Origin of the sequence: Thiomicrorhabdus arctica DSM 13458, from assembly GCF_000381085.1 — a bacterium.
Classification (GTDB): Bacteria; Pseudomonadota; Gammaproteobacteria; order Thiomicrospirales; family Thiomicrospiraceae; genus Thiomicrorhabdus; species Thiomicrorhabdus arctica.
In genome coordinates this window covers 1004548-1027897 of record NZ_KB905899.1, presented here as the reverse complement: position 1 = coordinate 1027897, position 23350 = coordinate 1004548, and the positions used below count along the sequence as shown (strand labels likewise).

Annotated in this window: 17 protein-coding genes and 1 pseudogene; 10 read left to right on the top strand and 8 right to left on the bottom strand. The window is 42.5% G+C overall.

Annotated features, from left to right (window positions below; translation table 11 throughout):
* The first annotated feature begins 30 nt into the window (after positions 1-30).
* The gene (locus tag F612_RS0104745; RefSeq protein ID WP_019556608.1) at positions 31-969 is read left to right on the top strand and encodes a class I SAM-dependent methyltransferase; all 939 of its coding nucleotides are present in this window, start codon (positions 31-33) and stop codon (positions 967-969) included.
* Positions 970-1150: 181 nt separating this feature from the next.
* Here the strand turns inward: F612_RS0104745 and infA are convergent, their stop codons facing one another.
* The 7 genes from infA to aat all read right to left on the bottom strand — a co-directional run bounded on the left by infA (position 1151) and on the right by aat (position 6126).
* Complete coding sequence (infA, locus tag F612_RS0104740; protein WP_019556607.1) at positions 1151-1369, bottom strand: translation initiation factor IF-1; 219 nt, start codon at positions 1367-1369, stop codon at positions 1151-1153.
* Positions 1370-1434: 65 nt separating this feature from the next.
* Positions 1435-1776, bottom strand: a complete 342-nt coding sequence (locus tag F612_RS0104735; RefSeq protein ID WP_019556606.1) for an FAD assembly factor SdhE — start codon at positions 1774-1776, stop codon at positions 1435-1437.
* A complete protein-coding gene (locus F612_RS0104730) occupies positions 1776-2474 on the bottom strand; it encodes a succinate dehydrogenase iron-sulfur subunit (protein WP_019556605.1) in 699 nt (232 codons plus the stop codon). The genes F612_RS0104735 and F612_RS0104730 overlap by 1 nt, the downstream gene beginning before the upstream one ends.
* A 97-nt stretch (positions 2475-2571) precedes the next feature.
* Positions 2572-4371, bottom strand: a complete 1800-nt coding sequence (gene sdhA, locus F612_RS0104725; RefSeq protein WP_019556604.1) for a succinate dehydrogenase flavoprotein subunit — start codon at positions 4369-4371, stop codon at positions 2572-2574.
* Between the two features lie 94 nt (positions 4372-4465).
* The gene (gene sdhD / locus F612_RS12210) at positions 4466-4828 is read right to left on the bottom strand and encodes a succinate dehydrogenase, hydrophobic membrane anchor protein (RefSeq protein WP_019556603.1); all 363 of its coding nucleotides are present in this window, start codon (positions 4826-4828) and stop codon (positions 4466-4468) included.
* A complete protein-coding gene (locus tag F612_RS0104715; protein WP_019556602.1) occupies positions 4825-5214 on the bottom strand; it encodes a succinate dehydrogenase, cytochrome b556 subunit in 390 nt (129 codons plus the stop codon). Before F612_RS0104715 ends, sdhD begins: the two co-directional genes overlap by 4 nt.
* A 135-nt stretch (positions 5215-5349) precedes the next feature.
* Positions 5350-6126 (bottom strand): leucyl/phenylalanyl-tRNA--protein transferase, encoded by a 777-nt coding sequence (aat, locus tag F612_RS0104710; RefSeq protein WP_019556601.1) that lies wholly within the window; start codon positions 6124-6126, stop codon positions 5350-5352.
* Between the two features lie 400 nt (positions 6127-6526).
* Here aat and dnaE point away from each other — a divergent pair, with 400 nt between their 5' ends.
* Positions 6527-10003: a DNA polymerase III subunit alpha gene (gene dnaE, locus F612_RS0104705; protein ID WP_026329635.1), complete on the top strand. Its 3477-nt coding sequence runs from the start codon at positions 6527-6529 to the stop codon at positions 10001-10003.
* A gap of 149 nt (positions 10004-10152) precedes the next feature.
* Here dnaE and F612_RS0104700 read toward each other — a convergent pair whose 3' ends face one another.
* Complete coding sequence (locus F612_RS0104700) at positions 10153-10818, bottom strand: nitroreductase (protein WP_019556599.1); 666 nt, start codon at positions 10816-10818, stop codon at positions 10153-10155.
* Between the two features lie 554 nt (positions 10819-11372).
* Here F612_RS0104700 and acs point away from each other — a divergent pair.
* The 8 genes and pseudogenes from acs to infB all read left to right on the top strand — a co-directional run bounded on the left by acs (position 11373) and on the right by infB (position 23316).
* A pseudogene (gene acs, locus F612_RS12770) lies at positions 11373-13332 on the top strand (acetate--CoA ligase).
* A 403-nt stretch (positions 13333-13735) separates the two neighbouring features.
* Complete coding sequence (locus F612_RS0104680; RefSeq protein ID WP_019556594.1) at positions 13736-14041, top strand: DUF485 domain-containing protein; 306 nt, start codon at positions 13736-13738, stop codon at positions 14039-14041.
* Positions 14038-15696 carry a cation acetate symporter gene (locus F612_RS0104675; protein WP_019556593.1) on the top strand — a complete coding sequence of 553 codons (1659 nt, stop codon included), beginning with the start codon at positions 14038-14040 and terminating at the stop codon, positions 15694-15696. The genes F612_RS0104680 and F612_RS0104675 overlap by 4 nt, the downstream gene beginning before the upstream one ends.
* Before the next feature lie 152 nt (positions 15697-15848).
* On the top strand, positions 15849-17858 hold the full coding sequence (locus F612_RS0104670) for a DUF294 nucleotidyltransferase-like domain-containing protein (RefSeq protein ID WP_019556592.1): 2010 nt from the start codon (positions 15849-15851) through the stop codon (positions 17856-17858).
* Positions 17859-18521, top strand: coding sequence for a 3'-5' exonuclease (locus tag F612_RS0104665; protein ID WP_019556591.1), 663 nt, complete (start codon positions 17859-17861; stop codon positions 18519-18521).
* A gap of 212 nt (positions 18522-18733) precedes the next feature.
* The gene (gene rimP / locus F612_RS0104660; RefSeq protein ID WP_019556590.1) at positions 18734-19189 is read left to right on the top strand and encodes a ribosome maturation factor RimP; all 456 of its coding nucleotides are present in this window, start codon (positions 18734-18736) and stop codon (positions 19187-19189) included.
* A 75-nt stretch (positions 19190-19264) separates the two neighbouring features.
* On the top strand, positions 19265-20755 hold the full coding sequence (gene nusA / locus F612_RS0104655) for a transcription termination factor NusA (RefSeq protein ID WP_019556589.1): 1491 nt from the start codon (positions 19265-19267) through the stop codon (positions 20753-20755).
* A gap of 14 nt (positions 20756-20769) precedes the next feature.
* A complete protein-coding gene (gene infB / locus F612_RS0104650; RefSeq protein WP_019556588.1) occupies positions 20770-23316 on the top strand; it encodes a translation initiation factor IF-2 in 2547 nt (848 codons plus the stop codon).
* Positions 23317-23350: the final 34 nt, after the last annotated feature.

The window sequence follows — 23350 nt, the reverse complement described above, 5'->3', positions numbered from 1 at the left end:
TGTTTTAATAAGTCTAAATAAGAATATATTATGTCTGAAACCCTACCGATCACCAGCTCCAAAGCCATGCCTAGCTTTCCTGTATTTAGTGTGCCCAGTACTTTGGATGCACAGCGTCTGTTTCATGGCCGTGGTCATGCCTATCCTGGGTTAGAGCATATCTCTATTGATTGGCTTCATCCTGTGGTCCTCATTACCTTATATAAAGCCATGCCTGAAGCGCTCTTATTGTCTTTAGCTGACAAGCTGTTTGCTGAGGTCACGAAAAGCCGCTCAGTACAGGTTCAGTATCGCGATCAGCCAAATGCACCCATAGAGTTGTTATTAGGTGAGCCTGTCACGCAAACCGTGGTAGAGGAGTCTGGCCTGAAATATCATATAAGTTTGGGCAGAGCGCAAAACACTGGACTTTTTTTGGACATGCTTAATGGGCGTCGCTGGGTGAGGGAGCATGCTCTGGATAAGGCTGTTCTGAATCTATTTGCGTATACCTGCGGATTTTCTGTTGCAGCTCTTGCAGGCGGTGCATCCAAGGTGGTTAATCTGGATATGAGCCGAGCGGCACTGTCGATGGGACGAGAAAATCACCGTTTGAATCAGCAAGATACCAATAAGGTGTTTTTTGAAGGCTTGGATATTTTCAAATCTTTTGGACGCATCAAAAAGCATGGCCCTTATGAACTATTCGTTTGTGATCCGCCATCGTTCCAAAAGGGCAGTGTCGACATTAAACGTGATTACAAAAAAATTATCCGCCGCATCCCTGAATTTATGAAACCTAATAGTCTGATTATGCTTTGTTTAAACTCTCCCTATTTAAGTGAGCAGTTTTTGCACGATACGGTTGCAAGAGAGTGTCCCGCTTGTGAGTATGTTGAATCCATTTCACCACCAGAGGTGTTTGTAGAGACGATGTTAGAGAGAGGTTTAAAGGTCATGATCTATCGATATTTATCGAACGAGCTTTGATGGGTCTGTTGGTCAAAACGCTTCAATAGGCTTGAAACTTGGTGTAGAGTTCGACTTTAAGAAAAAGCAAAAAGCCCCTTAATGAAATGACATTAAGAGGCTTTTCAGGGCTTGATTCAAACGATGGATTCCAGATTTTAACGGCTTTAATGAATATAAAGCCGTTAAGGTTGCGCTGGAATTACTTACCGCGGTAAGTGATACGGCCTTTCGTCAAATCGTATGGCGTTAGTTCAACCTTAACGGCATCACCCGCTAGGATTCGAATGTAGTTTTTACGCATGCGACCAGAAATATGCGCCAAAATTTTGTGCCCATTCTCTAGTTCTACTTTAAAAAGTGTATTTGGTAATGTTTCTAATACGACACCGTCGAATTCAATAACGTCTTGCTTAGCCATAAGTTTTATATAAACCCTTGTAATAAATTTGCGCGGATTATACCAACTTAGTTGTTTAAATTCAATTAATTATCAACTAATGAGGGTTTATTTAGGTAGTTAAGGCGTATTTCATCAATTAGGGCCTGATATTCAGTGGGAATACCCACTGTTTGACTCGGTGCTTGCGGATTGTGTTTAAGTAGCCAGCAAAGTAGATTTTGGTCGTTTTCATTTAAAAATGTCTCAAAAAGCTGATTTTTTTGTGGAGAAAGTTGCAGGTCTAGTGCTTCAACAAAAGCGATTAACAGTAACTCACTTTCTAAGTTGCCCCGCTTACATAAAAAAAGTAGCTTTCTGCGATGTGCTTCAATATCTGTTAGAAGCTCCGTCTTTTGTGAAATAGACAATTTGTAACTTAAAGGCATTAGATCTCTTTAACCATAATTGATTTCAATTCCTGAATTGCACGACTGGGGTTGAGTCCTTTGGGACAAGCGTCAGTACAATTTTGAATATGACGACAACGAAATATTTGTGTTGGGCTATCTAAGTTTTTTAAACGGTCAACGTGCTGAATATCGCGTGAATCAATGACAAATCTATGCGCGGCTAACAAAGCCGCCGGACCAGCAAATTGGTCAGGATTCCACCAGAAAGAAGGACAGCTGGTCGTGCAGCAGCCACACAAAATACACTCATAAGAACCATCAAGTTTGGCGCGGTCTTCAGGCGATTGCAAATGCTCATGCTGTAAATCGAGTGGTTCACTCTGCAAGAAAGGGTCGACACCTTGGTATTGCTGATAGAACAACTCCATGTCAATGATTAGGTCTTTAATAATAGGCAGGCCTGGCATGGGTTTAATAACAATTTTTTGCGGTAAATCAGACAGCGGTGTGATGCAACTAAGACGATTACGGCCATTGACGTTCATGCCGTCAGAGCCGCAAACCCCTTCCTGGCATGAGGAACGATACGCTAGGCTTGGGTCTTGCTCGCGTAACAGGTGCAAGGCATCAAGCAACATACTGTCTGTCGAGATTTGTGTATTGTCTAGCTCAAAGGTTTGGTCGTAAGGTATTTTATCGATTTGTGGATTATAGCGACTGATAATAAATTGCATGACGGTTCCTTCCGTTAAACACTTGAGTTCACCAGTCGTGATGTCCAAATGGGTTTAACGGTGAATTGAGATGGTTGAATGTTCAGTTTGTGAGGCATTAATAAACGCGAGGTTTTGGTTCAAAAGCCACATGATGTTTTGGGTGTAAGTTCACGGCCTTGTAGACCAATCGATGCGCTTCTTGAAAATACAGTGTATGTTTCAACCAGGCCTGGTCGTCTCGTTCAGCAAAATCGACGCGTGAATGTGCCCCTCGGCTTTCAGTACGGGCTAAGGCTGATGTGACTGTCGCAAACGCGATAGCCACTAAATTTTCTAACTCTAATCCTGCCAGGCGTTCTAAATTGAAGACATCGTTAAAATCCGTTAAACAGACGTTATCCAACCGTAATTGAATGCCCTGTAAATCATTGAATGCCTGCTGCATGGTCTGGTGGTCTCTAAATACGCCACACCCTCTGTCCATGATTTGTTGCAGTGATTTTTTGATTTGAATCACACTGTCGATTTGAGCTGATGTTTCGGCAGAAGTTTCACTACGTTTTTGCCAACGTTGGAGACGTTGTCTAATGGACTGTAGGTTTAGATCGGTATTGCTCCGGTTAGGTTTATGCGAGTGCAGAGCTTCGGAGATGGTTAATGCCGCTTTACGGCCAAATACGATGATATCCAACAGGGAGTTACCCCCTAAGCGGTTCGCACCGTGTACGGAAACACAGGCGCATTCGCCAATGGCATACAATCCTTTCACCACTTTTTGTTCTCCTAAATCGTCTGGCGATACAACTTGCCCCTGGATATTGGTTGGAATGCCCCCCATCATATAATGGCAGGTCGGGAAAACTGGAATCGGTTCTTTGATTGGATCTATACCTAAAAAAGTTTGGCTAATATCTCGAATCCCAGGGAGACGTTCAGTGATGACTTCTTCTGGGATGTGGCTAATGTCTAAGAGCACATAATCTTTATTTGCACCACAACCACGGCCTTCTTTGACTTCAATCGCAATGGCTCGAGAGACCACATCACGGGAGGCTAAATCTTTAACATGGGGGGCATATTTTTCCATAAAGGCTTCACCAAGGGCATTGCGTAACTTACCGCCTTCACCACGTACGGCTTCAGAAATGAGCATGCCTTTTCCTGCCACTCCCGTCGGGTGAAATTGCCAGAATTCCATGTCTTGCAACGGCAGACCCGCACGTAACACCATACCCAAACCATCGCCGGTATTAATGCTGGCATTGGTGTTGTTACGAAACACTTGTCCGGCGCCTCCTGTGGCTAATAGGGTATGTGAACTTTGTAAAATCTTATAGGCGCCATCGTGAATGTTCATCACCAGCACGCCTCCGATCTCCCCATTGATCGTTTTTAATAGATCAAGTGCGTAATACTCATCGTAAATGGTGGTGCCTAAGCGGATGTTTTGTTGATAGAGTGAATGTAAGATGGCATGACCGGTGCGATCGGCTGCAGCACAGGTGCGATGCGCTTGTTCTTCACCATAATTCTGGCTTTGTCCGCCAAAAGCACGCTGATAGATTTTACCGCTTTCTAAACGTGAAAAAGGGACACCAAAATGTTCCAATTCACGCACGATTTCTGCCGCTTCTTGACACATGAATTCAATCGCATCTTGGTCGCCTAAATAGTCGCTGCCCTTAATGGTGTCATACATATGCCACTGCCATTGATCAGGGGTAACATTGCCCAAGGCAGCATTAATACCGCCTTGGGCAGCCACCGTATGCGAACGGGTCGGAAAGACCTTAGACACCATCGCGACCTTGTGACCTTGCTCGGTAAGTTTTAGCGCACAACGCATACCGGCCCCACCAGCACCAATCACAAGGGCATCGTAAAATTCAATCGGAAAATTGTCGCTCAGGTTCATAGTGTTCCTAATCTGCTTATAAAACTTAATGTCAGTTTGGTGTGAAGTGTCTTGAAAAAGAGTGTATGGAGTGTGATTTTTAGTAGATTAAGCATTAAATACTGCCAAAAAGTGTGACGACTAACCATAGACTATTGATCAATATTAACGCGAGTAAACTGTGATAAATCGTCAGCCAGAGCGCTAAATTCTTGCGGGGTAAATAATCAATCATAATGTCACGAACACCAACCCAAGCATGTACCAAAATGAGCCCCAGTGCCATTAGACTAGTCAGGCTAAAAAGGGGGTCGGCCAGGTTGTGAACCAGTGCGTACAGAGTATGAAACTTGGGTTGTTGCCATACTGTCCAGGCCAAAAATGGGATGTACAAAAGAAGATAGAGTGCGCTGATTCTTTGCCAAAGATGCGCTTTTTTACCAGAGAGGTTTTTGAGTTTGACGTTAAGTTCAATCATGACCACACCTGGTAAACGATAAAAAGACTGATCAAAGCCCAAACGGTAATCAGTAAAAAACTGATAAATCGGCTATTAATGATTTGATAAGGTTTGGGTGTTACAAAGTGTTCGGCCAGCAAGTGACGCAAGCCCGTGAGCCAGTGAAAGCTCAGCGCTATCCAAAAAGCGGTATGTAAACAACGTAATACCCAATGGTCAGAGATGGAAATCAGAGTGATGCCGGGATGAATAAGAATAAGATTGGCCAGTGTCAGATAACCTACCAGACTAATAACCAGTGCCAATCCCGTTAGACGATGTCCACCAGATAGCACAGCATTGATTGGAAAATGAAGAGCACTTAATTTTAGAAAACGAGGACGATTGCCTGGGTGCGAGTACATAAAATAGCCTTTTCAACCTCTTACAAGTCGATATTCAAGCAATCCATTCTACTGTGAATTTTAAAGCAGGTGGTAAAAATTGTACGAATAATTTCGTCGTAAATACTATTTGACCAGGCCTGGTCAAATGACATATTAAGGTGTCTTACATTCTGTTTGGCAGTGTCCATAGACTGCATCTGCCCAATCAATTGAAAATTGCCATTTTTGTGGTTTAAAAGGTTGATTGATTTGCTGCTGAATTACCTTTTCAAATGCCACCCTTGAGAGAGTTGAAGCGCCCAAACTATTCAAGTGGGGCGTTTCAACTTGAGTATCAATCAATTCAAACCCCCATGCCTTTAACTGCATCGCTAAGGCGACTAAAGCAATTTTTGAGCTGTCTGAGACCTTGGAAAACATGGACTCACCAAAAAACATTTTACCAATGGCAATGCCATACAAACCACCGACTAATTGACCTTTTTGCCAAACTTCTACCGAATGAGCATGCCCAGATTGATGCAGTGATTGATAGGCGCTTAACATTTCAGGGGAGATCCAGGTGCCGTCTTGACCTTCACGAGAGACCGTTGCACACGCTTGCATGACACCGGTGAAATTTTGATCTAATGTCACTGTGAGTGATTCATCCCACTCCAGTTTTTGGATGGTTTTACGCAAACTGCGTTTGATTTTTAATGAATCGATAAAGAGAACACTACGCGGATTGGGAGTCCACCAAAGAATAGGTTCACCTGGATTAAACCAAGGGAAGATGCCATTGCTGTAGGCTTGCAGTAACCATTCAGGCGTTAAAGCACCGCCCACGGCGAGTAGTCCGTCGGGTTCTTTTAAGGCCAAATTTGTCGGCGGAAACATTACGGGTTTGGGTTCTAGCCAGAAAGGGGTATTAATGGGTATATGTGTCATAGTGCTTTAGTGGCATAGCTCGATTGATGGAGGTTCTATGGTTGTTTAAGCAACGAATTTAAACGGTTTTAAACAATTAATTTTGTGTAATTTTAGCACTAACGAGGCCATAAACCGTTAGAATAACTTAAAATATTTAAAGAGACTCTTGCACCAGATCATAAACGGATAAAAATGGCTAAAAGGTCACTGCTTTTCGTTGAAAAACGTGTCAATAGCTAGCTATTCACTCCGTTTTCCGCCTTAATCAGTAAAAGGTTACACCCTCAAGGGGTACTTTCCTCTATTTTGTCGCACCCTGATTCAAGGCTTAGATCTAGCTTTAATATTAACCCTGTTTTATAGCCCATGTTTTAGTACCTAAATCAGTACAAAGCCCAGTAGCGAACTCCCTATTATTATGACTCAATTTGTTCATCTTCACGTCCATTCAGAATACTCAGTTGTCGACAGTACCTTAGGCATTAAGCCATTGATGGCATTAGTGCAAGGTTGCGAGCAACCCGCGATGGCCTTGACCGATCAGAATAACCTCTTTGCGCTGGTCAAATTCTATAAGGCTGCGATGGGAGCGGGCATTAAACCTATTGTCGGCTCCGAAGTCTTTATTGAAGATGAAAACGGCGACGTTTTTAAAATGCTCTTACTGGTTCAAAATGAAGCCGGCTATTTAAATTTGTCACACCTGATTTCTCAGAGTTATTTAAAGAACCAGAAGCTCTATCAAAACAATATGCTTGGTTTAATAAAACGTCAGTGGTTAGAAGAGTTTAATGAAGGTTTGATTGTCCTTTCGGGGGGACGTTTAGGAGACGTTGGGGTTGCTTTATTGGCTGAAAAACCGAACCTAGTCGCCAGTCGTATTAAATGGTGGCAAACCCACTTCCCCGAGCGTTTTTACCTGGAATTAATTCGTACAGGTCGCCCTCAAGAAGAGGCTTATCTAGCGTTAGCGATTGACGTCGCGCTACGTTATGACTTACCTGTGGTCGCTACTAATGATGTGCGTTTTGCTAAACCTGAAGATTTTGAAGCGCACGAAGTCCGTACGTGTATTGGCGCCGGTTATATCCTCGACGATCAAAATCGCCCTAAACTTTATTCAGAAGAGCAGTACTTTAGAAGTACCGAAGAGATGATTGAGCTGTTTGCAGATATTCCAGAAGCCATCGCCAATACTGTTGAAATTGCCAAGCGTTGTAGTTTGAACCTCACGTTAGATCAATATTTCCTGCCTGACTTTCCCGTGCCGGAAGGCATGACAATGGATGAGTTTTTTATTGCCGAGAGTCATAAAGGGTTAGAAGAGCGTTTAGCCTTTTTATTTGGTCACTTAGATTCGGAGGCCTATGACGTTAAACGCATTGAGTATTACGAACGCATTAAATTCGAGTTAGACGTAATTCTGGAAATGGGCTTTCCTGGCTATTTCTTAATCGTTGCTGACTTTATTCAGTGGGGTAAAAACCAACAGATTCCGGTAGGGCCAGGTCGTGGTTCTGGAGCGGGCTCTTTGGTGGCGTATTCCTTAAAAATTACTGACTTAGATCCGATTGAATACGACTTGCTGTTTGAACGTTTCCTCAACCCAGAACGTGTGTCCATGCCCGATTTCGATATTGATTTTTGTATGGATCGTCGTGATGAAGTGATTGATTACGTAGCACAACATTATGGTCGTGATCACGTGTCACAGATTGTCACCTTTGGTACGATGGCCGCTAAGGCCGTAGTGCGTGATGTTGGACGTGTATTGGGCTTAGGTTATGGCGTAGTCGATGGTATTGCCAAACTGATTCCAAATGAATTAGGCATTAAATTGGCCGGGGCTTTAGAGCAAGAAGCTGAATTACAGAATAAATATGACAATGACGATGATGCCCGTCAGTTACTCGAGTTTGCCCTTAAACTTGAAGGTACTGTGCGTAATTCGGGTAAGCATGCTGGAGGTGTGGTCATTGGACCTAAGCCTTTAGATAATTTCTGTCCGGTATTGTGTGACCCGGATGGCTCTAGTGTCGTGACACAACTTGATAAAAACGATGTAGAAACAGTCGGTCTAGTTAAATTCGATTTCTTGGGGTTAAGAACCCTAACCATTATTGATTGGGCCTTGCAGTCGATTAACGTCAATAAAAAAGTCGGCGATGAAGGTTTCGTTGATATTGCGCGTATCCCTTTAGCCGATCAACCCACCATTGAGATGATTAAGACGGGTAAAACCACTGGCGTATTCCAGTTGGAATCCAGCGGAATGCAGAGTTTGATCGTGCGTTTAAAACCCGATTGCTTTGAAGATATTATTGCCTTGGTCGCTTTGTTCCGTCCAGGGCCTCTTGAATCGGGAATGGTTGATAACTTTATCGCGCGTAAGCATGGTAAAGAAAAGGTCTCTTATCCTGATGCACAGTACCAGCATGAAAGCCTTAAGGAAACTCTAGAGCCGACCTACGGGGTTATTCTTTATCAAGAGCAAGTTATGCAGATTGCTCAGATTCTGGCGGGTTACTCATTAGGTCAAGCGGATATGTTGCGTCGCGCCATGGGTAAAAAGAAGCCTGAAGAGATGGCTAAAGAGCGTTCTGGTTTTGAGGCGGGCTCCATTGCCAATGGCGTTGATGGCCAACTGGCGATGAAAATCTTCGATTTGGTAGAGAAGTTTGCAGGGTATGGTTTTAACAAATCCCACTCGGCGGCGTATGCTTTGGTTTCTTATCAGTCGGCCTGGTTAAAAACCCATTACCCAGCTGAATTTATGGCGGCACAGATCTCATCAGATATGGATAACACTGAGAAAGTGGTTCATATGGTGAACGAGTGTTATTCAATGGGTCTAACGATACTTCAACCCGATATCAATACCGGTCAGGTGCATTTTAAACCTTACGCTGAAAGAACCGTTAATTACGGTCTGGGAACGATTAAAGGCGCAGGTGAGGCGGCTTTGGAAGGTATGATTCTTGAACGTGAAGCGAATGGTGATTTCAAAGATTTATTTGATTTCTGTTTGCGTGTGGGTAAAAAGGTTAATCGTCGTGTTTTAGAAGCGCTGGTACGAGCAGGGGCTTTCGACAGTCTGCATGATAACCGTCAGTCGGTATTGGAAAGTATTCCGATGGCGCTTAAGCAGGCAGAGCAGCAACTTAAAAATGATGAATTTGGGCAGAACGATCTGTTTGGAGAGATTTTGTCGGTTGAAGAGAGTGGTGATTCTCAACTGTTAAATGTACCTGAGATGTCTGAAAAACTGCGTTTGAAAGGTGAAAAAGAGACACTTGGTCTTTATATGACCGGCCATCCGATAGATATGTACCAAAAAGAGTTATCGACACTGGTCAACGGTAAATTGTCTAGCTTACGCCCAGAAAAATGGAAAAAAGTTTGGGTAGCGGGTTTGGTTATGGAGTTACGCAATAAAACCACGCGTAATGGTCAAAGAATGGGCTTCGCAGCGCTGGATGACAAAACAGCACGTCTTGACATCGTCATGCGTCCAGCCGTTTATGAAGCCATTAAAGACACGGTTAAAGTCGATATGGTCGTCTTAGCCTATGGTGAAGTCGCAGAAGATACCTTCAATGGTGGTATCAAACTGGATGCCGAACAGATTGTTACCTTAGCCGAGGCGCGAGTTGAAAAGGCCAGAGCGATTAAGTTATCGGTCAATCAATCGACGGTAAAATCGAATAAAATCGATGAATTAAAACGGTTATTAGAGGTTTATCGTGCTGAAGTCGGTTTGCCGGTGGTGATCGATTACACCAATCAAGTCGCCAACGTGCAGATGAAGAGTCATGATGGTGTTTTATATCTGCCTGAAGACGATTTGTTAGAGGCTCTAACGGCACAAGGTTGGCAACCGGAAGTTGTTCTCTAAGCAATGAATTAGGGCATTTTCAAAAGTGACCCTACGTCCACATGGTTTTGTAAAGCCGCAGGACATGTCAGGCCTGGTCACTTTTGACATATATGGCTGACTTATTCACTAAAAAACACTTTTCACAATCGGCTTCAAAACCCTCTTATTCACTCAAAAAATTGACTAAACTCAGGCACCTCCACACGAGTGGTGCGGTATTGATTGACCACATGGTCTTTATCTTCGTACCCTAACGCCATTCCGCCTAACAAAATCAGCGATTCATCATAGTTGAGGAAGTTTTTAATCAGTTTAGGGAACTCTGCTAAAGCACCTTGTGGGCAAGTGGCTAGTCCTTGTTCTTCAGCAAGCAACATGATGTTTTGTAGAAACATGCCGTAGTCTATGTACGAGCCGGTTTCTAAGTTGGGATCCATAAAAAACAACAACATAATAGGCGCATCAAAAGCACGATAATTGGCTTGCCATTGTTGAAGTCGTCTCGCTTTATCTTCACGTGAAATATCTAGAGCAGTATAAAGCTCTGTTCCCGTTGCAATACGGCGACTTTTGTATGGCTCCACCCAGCGGGTTGGGTAGTAATGATAATCCATGGACTCTTTGTCACCCTTTTCAAAGGCCGTTTGCATCTGTTGTTGCAGTGATGATTTTTTTTGCCCGCTGATAATGGCAACCTGCCAAGGCTGCATATTCACACCAGAAGGTGCAAAACGTGCTACCTCTAAAATACTCTGTATTTGCTGCTGGCTAACAGCCTTATCTAAATAAGCTCTTGTCGAATGACGTTGTTTAATCGCTTGGGTGACGTTCATTTGATGGGATCCTTTCTGTCTATAGATGTTTTTAATCGTAACATTGCAGTTGTTTGGTACGCAATGCGTTTTAGCCTAAAAAACGGATAGTGTGCTCAAATCAATAGAGTCTCAGAGGGATGACTGACAGTCTAAGGATTGTGATAATGTTTAGGTCGTAAAGGGGGAGATGAAGGCTGTCATTAAACTTGATCGATTTGGGTTGCTCTGCTAGCTTAGTATCAATGCATTATAACTAATAGGCTCTCTTGCAAAAAGTCAGCCATGACGATAGCCGTATGTAGTACATGCAGGTGTGTAAACATTCTAATGCCTTTAAATATTATCTCAAAAAACAGGTGTTTCAATGAAAGTTTATGCATGAAAATACAAACTGAGAGAGATGAAGGTGTTCTTATGAAAATTTTAATGATTAAAGGTAAGTTATTCACTTTTAATATGGCAAACTTTGCGGGGAGTGCTTTAAATTTTAGAGGGAGCAGGGTAAACTTCTAAAATAATTATTATTAAATGGCACTGCCATCAATTTTTGAAAAATTACAGAGAGTGTTTCCATGTCTAAAATCGAATCTATCCTAACAGAAACCCGTGTTTTTGAACCTTCTGCTGAAACACTCGCCAGTGTTGCCATTACCCAGGATAAGCTGGATGCTATGTACGCCGCGGCTGAAAAAGACAATGTTGGATTTTGGTCTGACTTAGCGCGTGAAAAACTCTCTTGGTCAAAACCTTTTACGGTCGGCCTAGATGACTCTAATGCACCGCACTTTCAATGGTTTACAGATGGTGAACTAAACGTTTCTTATAACTGTATTGATCGTCATCTGGAGACGAAGAGTGACAAATTAGCGATTATCTTTGAAGGCGATCAGGGTGATATCGAACGGTATACGTATAAAGAGTTACATGATCACGTTTGTCGTTTTGCCAATACATTGACTGCACAAGGGATAAAGAAAAGCGACCGCGTTATTATCTATATGCCAATGATTCCGCAAGCGGTTATCGCCATGCAAGCATGTGCCCGTATTGGTGCTATTCACTCGATCGTATTTGGTGGTTTCTCAGCCGAGGCATTGAAAGATCGCATAGAAGATGCGGGTGCTAAACTCGTTATTACGACCAATGGTAGTCGTCGAGGTGGCAAGACAATTCCCCTGAAAGGTGCAGTGGATGAGGCGCTTTCAAAAGGTTGTGACAGTGTTCGAAAGGTTATTGTCTATCGCCGGACAGATGATGAAGTGATGATGAAAGCAGAGCGTGATATTGATTGGTTTGAGGCGGAAGCAGGTATGAGTAACTATCATACTCCTGTTATGGTGGCGTCAGAACACCCTCTATTTTTATTGTATACCTCAGGATCGACGGGCCAACCTAAGGGGGTGCAGCATAGTTCAGGCGGTTATCTTCTAAATGCGCATCTTACCAATGAATGGATGTTTGATTTGAAAGACAGTGATGTCTTTTGGTGTACTGCAGATGTAGGCTGGATTACTGGACACACATACGTGGCCTATGGTCCTTTGTCGGTCGGCGCGACCATGTTGATGTTTGAAGGCGTGCCAACTTATCCAGATGCGGGACGTTTTTGGCAGGTTTGTCAGGATCATGGTGTTACCGTTTTCTATACAGCACCTACTGCGATTCGTGCATTAATGAAATTTGGCGGGGATTTACCAAATCAGTATGATCTTTCTAAATTACGTATTTTAGGAACCGTCGGCGAGCCGATTAATCCAGAAGCTTGGATGTGGTATTACGAAGTCATTGGTGGCAGTCGTTGTCCGGTTATTGATACTTGGTGGCAGACGGAAACCGGTGCGCATATGATTGCGCCTTTCCCCATTACGCCACTTAAACCCGGCTCATGCACCAAGCCTTTACCAGGAATTGATGCCGCCATTTTAGATGAAGAAGGCAATGAACTAGATTCAGGCGATGGAGGCTTATTAGTCATTAAGAAACCATGGCCTTCAATGATTCGTACTGTTTGGAACGATGACCAGCGTTACTAAAGACACTTATTTTCCTTTAAAAGGGAAAGGCAAAAACTACTATGTGGTTGGAGACAGCGCCCATAAAGACAAAGATGGCTATTTCTGGATATTAGGCCGTATTGATGATGTTTTAAATGTCTCAGGACACCGTTTGGGCACCATGGAAATTGAATCGGCTTTAGTCTCTCATCCTTTAGTAGCAGAAGCCGCCATAGTGGGGCGCCCGCATGATATTAAAGGCGAAGCCGTTTCAGCATTTGTGGTCTTGAATGTCGACATTCCAGAAGGCAGTGAGCGTGAGGCACTAATTCTAGAGTTACGTAACTGGGTTGCCAAAGAGATTGGCCCAATTGCTAAACCAGATGAAATTCGTTTTGGAACGAACTTGCCCAAAACCCGCTCCGGCAAAATTATGCGACGTTTATTGAAAACGATTGCTAAGGGTGAAGAAATTACTCAGGATACTTCAACACTTGAAGACCCCAGTATTTTGGAGCAGTTTAAACACCAGAAATAAACTCATTTTGACGAGAATTAAGCACGCTTATTGTGTGCGTCGAAAGAGCCTCATTTGGTCTTAAGGATTCAAATGGGGTTTTTTTATATGTTTTTTATAGATTTGTGATGCGTTGAAAAAAGAAGCTTTGCATTTTTAGGATGATAACGCTATGAAATGTAATCACATTTTTTGACAGAAAATTTTAAAAAAGAGACATAAAGTTTTTTATAGACTCCTATAAGTAATACCTATTGTCACTAGAGTAGTTTAAGCCTGATAATAGCCAGGTTTATCGCTTTTTAAGCCATAAGGAAAGTAAGGCATTTTATTTCTCTGTACCTGAGCTAAAGTTCGATTAAAGCTTTGGTTAGAATGAGTCATAAAGTGTCATTTCAGACTATCTCAACCGAGGAGAGATACATTGGATCAAGCTAAGATAGAGAAGATTAAAAGTCTTCCAGAATATCAACAGTTGGTAAAGGAACGTACAGGCTTGGCCTGGAAGTTGTCCATTGCCATATTGGTGGTTTATTACGGGTATATTATGTTATTAGCATTTAACCCTGAGTTCTTCACAACGATTGTCAGTGGAGAGTATGTTTCAATCGGTTTCCCTATTGGGGTTGCCATTATTGTATTTTCTTTTTTATTAACGGGTTATTACGTTAAAAAAGCAAATGATGATTTTGACGAGCTGACTGCAAAAATTAAGAAAGAGGTTGAATGATGAACTCACTTTTCAAAACATTATTTAGCTTTATGCTTTTGGCGTTATTGCCAATGGTCGCAATGGCTGCAGGTACGATAGAATCTGATGGTACTAAGGTGGCAACAAACTGGCCTGCCATTTCAATGTTTGTCGCATTTGTAGGTTTAACTATCTACATCACTTATTGGGCAGCAAAACGCACTAAGTCAGCTAAGGATTTTTATGCAGCGGGTGGCGGCATTACCGGTTTGCAAAACGGTTTAGCGATTGCAGGTGACTATATGTCAGCCGCTTCTTTCTTGGGTATTACAGGTATGGTTTACCTCAAAGGTTACGATGGTTTGATTTTTGCCATTGGTTTCTTGGTAGGTTGGCCGATTATCTTGTTCTTGATGTCAGAGCGTCTACGTAACTTAGGTAAATATACGTTTACCGATGTTGCTGCTTACCGTTTCAAGCAAACACCGGTTCGTGTGTTAGCGGCTTTCGGTAGTATTGCGGTGGTTATCCTGTATCTGATTGCTCAGATGGTGGGTGCTGGTAAATTGATTGAATTACTCTTCGGTTTAGACTTTGACTATGCTGTTGTCATGGTAGGTATACTTATTATCGCTTATGTGACTTTTGGTGGTATGTTGGCAACGACTTGGGTGCAGATCATTAAAGCCGTCCTATTGCTTTCTGGTGCGACCTTTATTGCGATCGCGGTCATGTACCAAATGGACTTCAGTTTTGATACGTTGTTTAAGACAGCGGTTGAAAAGCGTGATGGGGATATGAGTATCCTGTTCTCTGGTGGGTTTGTTTCTGATCCTATTAATGCGATCTCTTTAGGTATTGCTCTAATGTTTGGTACAGCTGGTTTACCGCATATTCTTATGCGATTCTTCACGGTTCCAGATGCTAAAGAAGCGCGTAAGTCAGTCTTTTATGCGACGGGTTTCATCGGTTACTTCTACATCCTAGCATTCATTATTGGTTTTGGAGCGGTGGCTCTAATCGTAGGTGGAGAGTTCTTTGCTGATGGTAAGTTGATTGGTGGTAACAATATGGCCGCGATTCACTTATCAAATGTGATTGGTGGTGACTACTTCCTAGGGTTTATCTCTGCCGTTGCATTTGCAACGATTTTAGCGGTTGTTTCTGGTTTAACCTTAGCGGGTGCGTCAGCGATTTCACATGATATCTATGCAAATGTTATCAATAAAAATGCAACTGAAGTGCAAGAGACTAAAGTTGCACGTTATGCAACAATCGTTATCGGTGCTTTAGCGATTATCTTCGGTATTGGTTTTAAAGATCAAAACATCGCGTTCGTAGTCGCTTTGGCATTTACGATTGCAGCTTCTGCTAACTTCCCAGTCTTGATTATGTCGATGTACTGGAAAAATATGACTACACGTGGTGCGGTTATAGGCGGTTGGTTAGGTCTAAGCTCAGCGGTTATTATGGTGTTGTTAGGGCCTGTTGTTTGGACGCAAATCCTAGATATGGGTGCGGCAATTGTTCCTTATAAGTTCCCAGCATTATTCACCGTAACGATTGCATTTATCGGTATTTGGTTTTTCTCAATTACAGATAAATCAGCACGTGCAGCTGAAGATAAAGAGGGCTTTGAAGCTCAGTTCATCCGTTCTCAAACGGGTATTGGTGCAGAAGGTTCTTCTCATTAATATGGTGTAAGGTATTAAGGATGAATGTTCATTCTTAAGCCTGGATTGCTTTCAAAGCGATTCAAATAAAAAGGGACGGTTACTTTGTAACCGTCCCTTTTTTTATGTGTAAAATAAATAAGTAATTCATTTTCAAGCAATGAGTAGGGTCTATGGCACTTGAGCAACAAGCAGAATTTCTACAACAAATACCCCCTTTTGGTTTGATTGATGTTTCTGCTCTCAGGCAAGCCGCATTAAGTATGGATGTTATTTATTTGCCGACAGGCGTATCAGTGCCTTTATTAGCAAGTGTATCAGCAGACAATCAGCAGGCTGAATACAAAACTCCAACGTTCCTTTATTTTGTTATAAAGGGTGTTATTGCAGAAGAATCCCAAGGGTTGGTAGTAGGACGATATAGCATCCGAGGTTATTTTGGTGAGCGTAATGTTATTCAAATGCAAAGTGCCGCTGCTCGATTAAAACCAAAAGGCATGGCGCATGCAGATTCTGTCTTTAGAGTATTAGAAGAAGCGATTCTGTATCGGATGCCTGGCGCAGTTTTCTTAGAACTGTTTCAGGAAAATGAGGCTTTTCAAGAGTATTTTAATGCCAATATCGTTGATAAATTGAATGCCATGCATCATGCAGTCCAAACAACGACTTCCACTGAAGTCATGATGGATACCGTTTGTTCTGCACCGATTCAGCCTTTGGTTATTGTATCTGATTCTGAAACATTGCAGTCCGCTATTCAAAAGATGGTTGAACACAAAACCGATGCTTGTGTGGTCGCTCCTCATGGGGCTATCTCTATGGGTAATCAGAGTCGCGGTGGTCAAGCAGACGAAGTGGGCTATGGAATTATCACCTCAACCGATATCCTTAAGCTGATTGCCGATGAGCAAACAGGCTTGTTGCTACAGGATTTAGCGAGTTCGGGCGTAGCCAATGGTCCATTATTAACGGTGCATGAGTTTGACTATCTGTTTAATGCGTTGCTAAAAATGACCCGTTTTCAAGTGGATCGCCTAATTGTAAGAAGTGATACAGATCTGGTCGGTTTTTTGAATCTCAAAGATTTAATGAGTCTGTTTGCGAATCAATCGGGCCTGGCTTTACTTAAGGTAGAGCAGGCTCAATCTGTTGACGATCTACACATCGTCGCCCAGCAGATCGATCAATTAGTCGAGAATTTAAATCGTAAAGGCATTAAAACGCATTATATTGCCAAATTAGTCAATGAGTTACACCGTAAAATGATTCACAAACTGGTGGAATTACTCTTGCCAGAAGCGTTGCAATCAGAAGTGTGTTTGATGGTGATGGGTAGCGAAGGTCGGGCAGAGCAGGTCGTGAGGACGGATCAGGATAATGCTCTGATGTTTTCTAATGAGTTGTCCAAAAAAGCGCAAGAACAGTTAATGATATTTTCTGACAGTTTTACTCAGGCAATGATTGAAATTGGTTTTCCGACGTGTCCAGGAAAAATTATGCTTTCTAATGCTATGTGGCGACAATCAGTGAGTCAGTTCTCAGAAAAAGTTCGACACTGGTTTGACCATCCAACGCGTGAAAACTTTATGTATATTGCGATTTTATGTGATGCCGAGGTCGTTTACGGTCACTCGGAGTGGTTGTTTGCTGTTAAACGCACACTACAACAGCGTATGGCAGACAATCCCATTTTTTTAAGGCATTTCGCCAAGGCTGTGATTCAGTTTGAAACGCCCGTGAGTTTTTTTGGTGGCTTACGTACAGAGAATAACTCGGGTCTGGAGTCTATAGACCTTAAAAAGGGCGGTATTTTTCCGATCGTTCATGGTGTTCGCTGTTATGCATTAGAGTACAAGATCGAACCCACCAATACGCATTGGCGAATAAAAGCCTTAATCGATTTAGGTCTGTTTGAAGAAAGCTTTGGCATAGAGTTAGGCGAAACATTGAATTTTTTAAATACGTTACGTTTGGAGTCGATGCTTAAGCAAATCAATCAGCTCGATTCGGGAGTAGTCAATTTTAGCGAAGTGACTGGCGATGTGAGAGTTGTGCCAAACAATTACATTGATGTCAGTGGCTTATCACACCTACAACAAGATTTACTCAAGCAATCTCTAAATGTGGTTGAAGCATTTAAGAGGCGAGTGACTAAGCATTTTAAATTACACGAGATGCTATAGATGTTGGCTTGGTTGAAACGTTGTTTGCTAACACGTCAAAAGCAAAAATTAAAAAAGCCAGCATTTGATTTCATCTTCACTAAAAGCGTACCTGGTTCTTATGTCAGCTTTGACTGTGAGACAACGGGATTAGATCCCAAAAAAGACAGAATAATCTCATTGAGCGCCATTAAAATCCAAAAAAATCAAATTTTAACCAGTCAAAGTTTGAATGTGTTGATTAAGCAAGATGACTTAATCGCTCCCGACAGTATCGTTGTACATCATATCCGTAATGTAGATATCGTCGAAAAAGAATCAAGTTCAGTAAGGCTCCTGACAGAAAAGCAGGCACTGAAAGAATTTTTAGCCTTTATAAAGGGATCCACTTTGGTGGGCTATTACTTAGAATTTGATGTTGCGATGGTGAATCAGATTATTAAGCCTTGGCTGGGAGTAAAATTGCCGAATCGACAAATTGAAGTGTCAGCACTTTATTATGATCATATCGTTCGCCTAACAAAACGTTCAGGCCAGCCTGGGTTTCAGCAACCGAATATTGATTTAACGTTTGATCAGATTTTGCATACACTGAAATTGCCGAACTTGGGACAGCATGATGCGTTTAGTGATGCTCTGATGACGGCTTTGGTTTTTGTTAAATTACAACAAGATAGCCTTTAGAGAGGTGTTGATTACTAGAATAAATTAAGGTGCATACCTTGACAAAACGTTCGTTTTAGATATAATTACCGCAGCTTTTTTAAAAAAATTATTGAGCGGGGGTTTGAACGAATGAACCCCCGGCTCAAATTTTAAAAAAACCCCGTCTTTACGGGGTTTTTTGTTATTTGAATCCAGGGAATGTTATCTGGAAATGCAGTGGAAGTAATCTTTTGAATTTAGAAGAAAAATTAGAAAACTTATTAAAGCCTACGATTGAGTCAATGGGCTTTGAATTGTGGGGCTTTGAGTACCTGCCAGCCGGTCGCCATTCGATTTTAAGAGTCTTTGTCGAAAAGTCAGATATGGGTATTACCGTAGATGATTGTGCGGCAGTGAGTCGTCAGATCAGTGCCATTATGGATGTTGAAGACCCAATCAGTAGCGCGTATATGCTAGAGGTCTCTTCTCCAGGAATGGATCGCTTATTATTTAAGCCAGAGCAGTTTAAGCTTTATCTGAATAAACCTATTCAGGTTAGAACCGCAGTGGGTGTTTTGGGCCGTAGAAAATTTAAAGGGCCTTTAGTGTTAGCAAACGACACGATGATTGGCATTGAAATAGATGGTGAATTATATGAAATCACCTATGACATCATCGATAAGGCCAGTGTGGTCGCAGAATTTTAATCGAATTTGTTCATTCAAATTCGATTTGCAACAGTTTATAAAAATCAGTTTATAGAAATATTAGGACGTTGACAGATGAGTAAAGAAGTTTTAGCCGTCGTAGAAATCATGGCGAATGAAAAAGGCGTTGATAAAGAAATTATTTTTGACGCAATCGAAACCGCTTTAGCAACCGCAACACGCAGAAGTAATGACGATGAGATTGATGTTCGCGTTGAAATTAACCGCATTACCGGTGACTACGCAACATTCCGTCGCTGGGAAGTGATTGATGATGCCACCGCAATTGAGGATAATGTGGGGTGGTACATTCGTGAAATGGATGCCATTGATGAAGATCCCAATGCCGACATTGGTGATTTTATCGAAGAGCCAATCGACTCCATTGAATTTGGCCGTATTGGTGCGCAAACCGCCAAGCAAGTTATTATTCAAAAAGTTCGTGAAGCTGAACGTAAGAAGGTTGTAGAAATCTACTCTAAACGTATTGGTGAAATTATCACGGGTCAGGTTAAGCGCGTTGAACGTGGCGATGTTATTTTAGACTTAGGAGATAACGTTGATGCCGTGATTCCGCGTAATCAATTGATTGCACGTGAAAACTTCCGTATGGGTGATCGCGTTCGCGCATACTTACAAGAAGTGAGTTTCCGTCCTCGTGGTCCACAGTTGATTATGTCTCGCGCTTGTAAAGAGATGCTGACAGAGTTGTTCAAAATTGAGGTGCCTGAGATTGGCGACGATCTGATTGATGTCATGGGAGCCGCTCGTGATGTTGGGTTCCGCGCTAAGGTCGCTGTTCGTGCAAATGATCCGCGTTTAGATCCGATTGGTGCTTGTGTTGGTATGCGTGGTTCACGCGTTCAATCAGTGACCAATGAAATCGCTGGTGAGCGTATTGATATTATCCTTTGGGATCCTAATGATGCGCAGTATGTGATTAACGCAATGGCCCCTGCTGAAGTTTTATCGATTATGGTCGATGAAGACAAGCACACCATGGACCTGTCAGTCGATGACGAACAGCTTTCTCAAGCCATTGGTAAAAACGGTCAAAATATCCGTTTAGCCAGTGAATTGACGGGCTGGGAATTGAACGTAATGACTCAATCAGCGATGAATGAGAAGCATGATGTTGAATCTAAAGATCAGATCGAAATTTTTGTTAATGCCTTAGATATTGATGAAGAAATGGCTGATGTGTTGGTCGGCGAAGGATTTGCAACGCTTGAAGAAATAGCTTACGTTCCTGCGAACGAAATGCTACAAATTGATGGTTTTGATGAAGATATTGTTGCTGAACTGAAACAGCGTGCAAAAGATGCACTGTTGACTAAGGCGATTGCTGATGAAGAAAGAATCGCATTAGCAGAACCTGCAGAAGACCTTCTTAGTTTAGAAGGCATGACCGAAGAGATGGCTAAGCAATTAGCCAGTAACGGAATCATTACACAAGAAGATTTAGCAGAATTAGGCACTGATGAAGTGCTTGAGTTCCTAGAACTAGATGAAGCAACCGCTGGAGAATTAATTCTGAAAGCACGTGCTCCATGGTTCGAAGAATAAAAGGGAGAGACTCAATGAAAGATGTATCAATAAAAGAATTTTCGGAAAAACTCGACCTTTCTGTAGATAAGTTATTAACACAGATCGAAGCTTCAGGAATTAAAGGCAAAAAAGCCGGCGATTCAATCAATGATGATGAAAAAGTTAAACTTTTAGGTTATCTAAAAGGTTTGCATGGTGAAGAGGGTGACGCACCTAAAAAGGTGACATTACGCCGTACTCAAACGATGAACCTTTCTGCTGGTTCAGGACGTGACAAACGTAATGTTAAAGTTGAAGTTCGTAAAAAACGTACTTACGTTAAAAAAGACGATGCGGTAGAAGAGCCTGTTGTTGAAGACGTCATCGCGCCTGTTGAAGCGGTTACTGAAACGAACATTGAAGCACCTGTCGAGACGCCTACTGTTGAGACTAAGGTAACAGAGACTCAGGTTGAAAAAACTCAAACTGAAGCTGAAGCACCTGCACCTAAGACCGAAGCCAAGCCAAATCCGGTTAGAATGCCTTCAAGACCTGTGGTTGTTTCGGAAGCGCCTATGGCGGCAAAAGAAGATCACTCTAAGGCCGCTAAAAAAGCCAAAGATCAAAAGCATCATGAAACTCGTAAAGTGAATGATGGTGTAGATGGTCCTAAAGCGCCTGTTAAAAAAGCAGCTGCTAACAATCATCGTGGTGGTGGTGGAGCACCTGGTGGCGCAGGTAACCGTCGTCCACAACGTGGTGGCCGTAAAGGCGGCCGTAAAGCATCTCGTGCGCCATTGCAGATGGATAACGAACATGGTTTCCAGCAGCCTACAGAAGTGATTATTAAGGAAGTTCAAGTTCCAGAAAGTATCTCTTTGTCTGCATTGGCTGAAAAAATGTCCATTAAAACCGGTGAAGTCATTAAATTTATGATGATGGAATTGGGTACTATGGCGACCATTAACCAAATCTTAGATCAAGAAACAGCGATGTTGATTGTAGAAGAGATGGGTCATAAAGCATTCGCTTTTAACGAAGTGACGGTTGAAGATGAAGTTGTAAACCAAGAGTATCACGGTGCAACGGTAACCCGTTCTCCGGTGGTGACCATTATGGGTCACGTAGATCATGGTAAGACCTCTTTGCTGGATTATATCCGTAAAGCAAAAGTTGCCAACGGTGAAGCCGGTGGGATTACCCAGCATATCGGTGCTTATCATGTAGACACGGATAAGGGGGGTGTTACCTTTATCGATACTCCGGGTCACGCGGCCTTTACAGCAATGCGTGCTCGTGGTGCTAAAATCACTGATGTGGTTGTTATTGTGGTTGCAGCGGATGATGGTGTGATGCCGCAAACACGTGAAGCGATTCAACATGCTAAAGCCTCTGGTGTAGGTATGGTGATTGCCGTCAACAAGATGGATAAAGAAGCGGCCAATATGGATCGCGTCATGCAAGAGTTAGTGGCAGAAGAAGTCGTTCCTGACGCATGGGGTGGTGATGTACAGTTTGTGCCAGTTTCGGCCAAAACCGGACTGGGTATTGATGATCTGTTAGATGCGATTGCGCTCCAGTCAGAAATGCTTGAACTTGAAGCCGCGATTGAAGGTCCTGCTAAAGGTGTCGTTGTTGAATCTCGTCTTGATAAGGGGCGTGGAACCGTAGCAACGGTTCTTGTTCAATCAGGAACCTTGAAAAAGGGTGATATCGTACTTTGTGGAATGGAATACGGACGTGTTCGTGCTTTAATCAACGATGCTGGTCAAACCGTATTGGAAGCAGGGCCTTCTATTCCGGTTGAACTGTTGGGACTCTCTGGAGTACCCGTCGCTGGTGACGAAATGATTACCGTTGAAAGTGATCGTAAGGCGCGTGAAGCGGCCACCTTCCGTCAAGGAAAATTCAAAGAGTTGAAAATTGCTCGTCAGCAGAAATCTAAGCTGGAAAACATGTTCAACAGAATGGCTGAAGGAGAGATGCAGCACGTTAACATCATTCTTAAAGCGGATGTACAAGGTTCTATTCAAGCGATTACCGATGCACTTATTAAGTTGTCAAATGAAGAAATCAAAGTAAGTGTCATCTCATCAGGTGTGGGTGGTATCACTGAAACCGATGCGAACTTGGCGATTGCTTCCGATGCTCTTATCTTTGGTTTTAACGTGCGTGCGGATGTGGCTTCTAAGCGAATCATTGATAGTGAAGGGATTGGCTTAAAATACTACAGCATTATTTATGAAATCGTCGATGACGTTAAGCGTGTTGTTGAAGGTAAGTTAGCGCCTGAAATTCATGAGAATATTTTGGGTGTTGCTGATGTTCGCGAAGTCTTTAAGGCTCCGAAAATTGGCCTAATTGCAGGTAGCATGGTGACAGAAGGTACCGTTAAGCGTAACAGCCCAATTCGTGTACTGCGTGACAATGTAGTTATCTATGAAGGTCATTTAGAATCACTACGTCGCTTTAAAGATGATGCTCAAGAAGTTAACAAAGGTATGGAATGTGGTATCGGTGTTAAAGATTACAACGACGTTAAAGTCGGTGATCAGATTGAGTGTTACGAACGTGTTGAAGTTAAGCGTACTTTAGCTTAAACATCTTCATTATCAGCCTAATAAAAACGACCAG

What these genes read in the sequence shown, in the direction of transcription:
- F612_RS0104745 (WP_019556608.1), top strand. Translation starts at nt 31, where the DNA reads ATGTCTGAAACCCTACCGATCACCAGCTCCAAAGCCATGCCTAGCTTT.
- infA (WP_019556607.1), bottom strand. Translation starts at nt 1,369, where the DNA reads ATGGCTAAGCAAGACGTTATTGAATTCGACGGTGTCGTATTAGAAACA.
- F612_RS0104735 (WP_019556606.1), bottom strand. Translation starts at nt 1,776, where the DNA reads ATGCCTTTAAGTTACAAATTGTCTATTTCACAAAAGACGGAGCTTCTA.
- F612_RS0104730 (WP_019556605.1), bottom strand. Translation starts at nt 2,474, where the DNA reads ATGCAATTTATTATCAGTCGCTATAATCCACAAATCGATAAAATACCT.
- sdhA (WP_019556604.1), bottom strand. Translation starts at nt 4,371, where the DNA reads ATGAACCTGAGCGACAATTTTCCGATTGAATTTTACGATGCCCTTGTG.
- sdhD (WP_019556603.1), bottom strand. Translation starts at nt 4,828, where the DNA reads ATGATTGAACTTAACGTCAAACTCAAAAACCTCTCTGGTAAAAAAGCG.
- F612_RS0104715 (WP_019556602.1), bottom strand. Translation starts at nt 5,214, where the DNA reads ATGTACTCGCACCCAGGCAATCGTCCTCGTTTTCTAAAATTAAGTGCT.
- aat (WP_019556601.1), bottom strand. Translation starts at nt 6,126, where the DNA reads ATGACACATATACCCATTAATACCCCTTTCTGGCTAGAACCCAAACCC.
- dnaE (WP_026329635.1), top strand. Translation starts at nt 6,527, where the DNA reads ATGACTCAATTTGTTCATCTTCACGTCCATTCAGAATACTCAGTTGTC.
- F612_RS0104700 (WP_019556599.1), bottom strand. Translation starts at nt 10,818, where the DNA reads ATGAACGTCACCCAAGCGATTAAACAACGTCATTCGACAAGAGCTTAT.
- F612_RS0104675 (WP_019556593.1), top strand. Translation starts at nt 14,038, where the DNA reads ATGATGAACTCACTTTTCAAAACATTATTTAGCTTTATGCTTTTGGCG.
- F612_RS0104670 (WP_019556592.1), top strand. Translation starts at nt 15,849, where the DNA reads ATGGCACTTGAGCAACAAGCAGAATTTCTACAACAAATACCCCCTTTT.
- F612_RS0104665 (WP_019556591.1), top strand. Translation starts at nt 17,859, where the DNA reads ATGTTGGCTTGGTTGAAACGTTGTTTGCTAACACGTCAAAAGCAAAAA.
- nusA (WP_019556589.1), top strand. Translation starts at nt 19,265, where the DNA reads ATGAGTAAAGAAGTTTTAGCCGTCGTAGAAATCATGGCGAATGAAAAA.
- infB (WP_019556588.1), top strand. Translation starts at nt 20,770, where the DNA reads ATGAAAGATGTATCAATAAAAGAATTTTCGGAAAAACTCGACCTTTCT.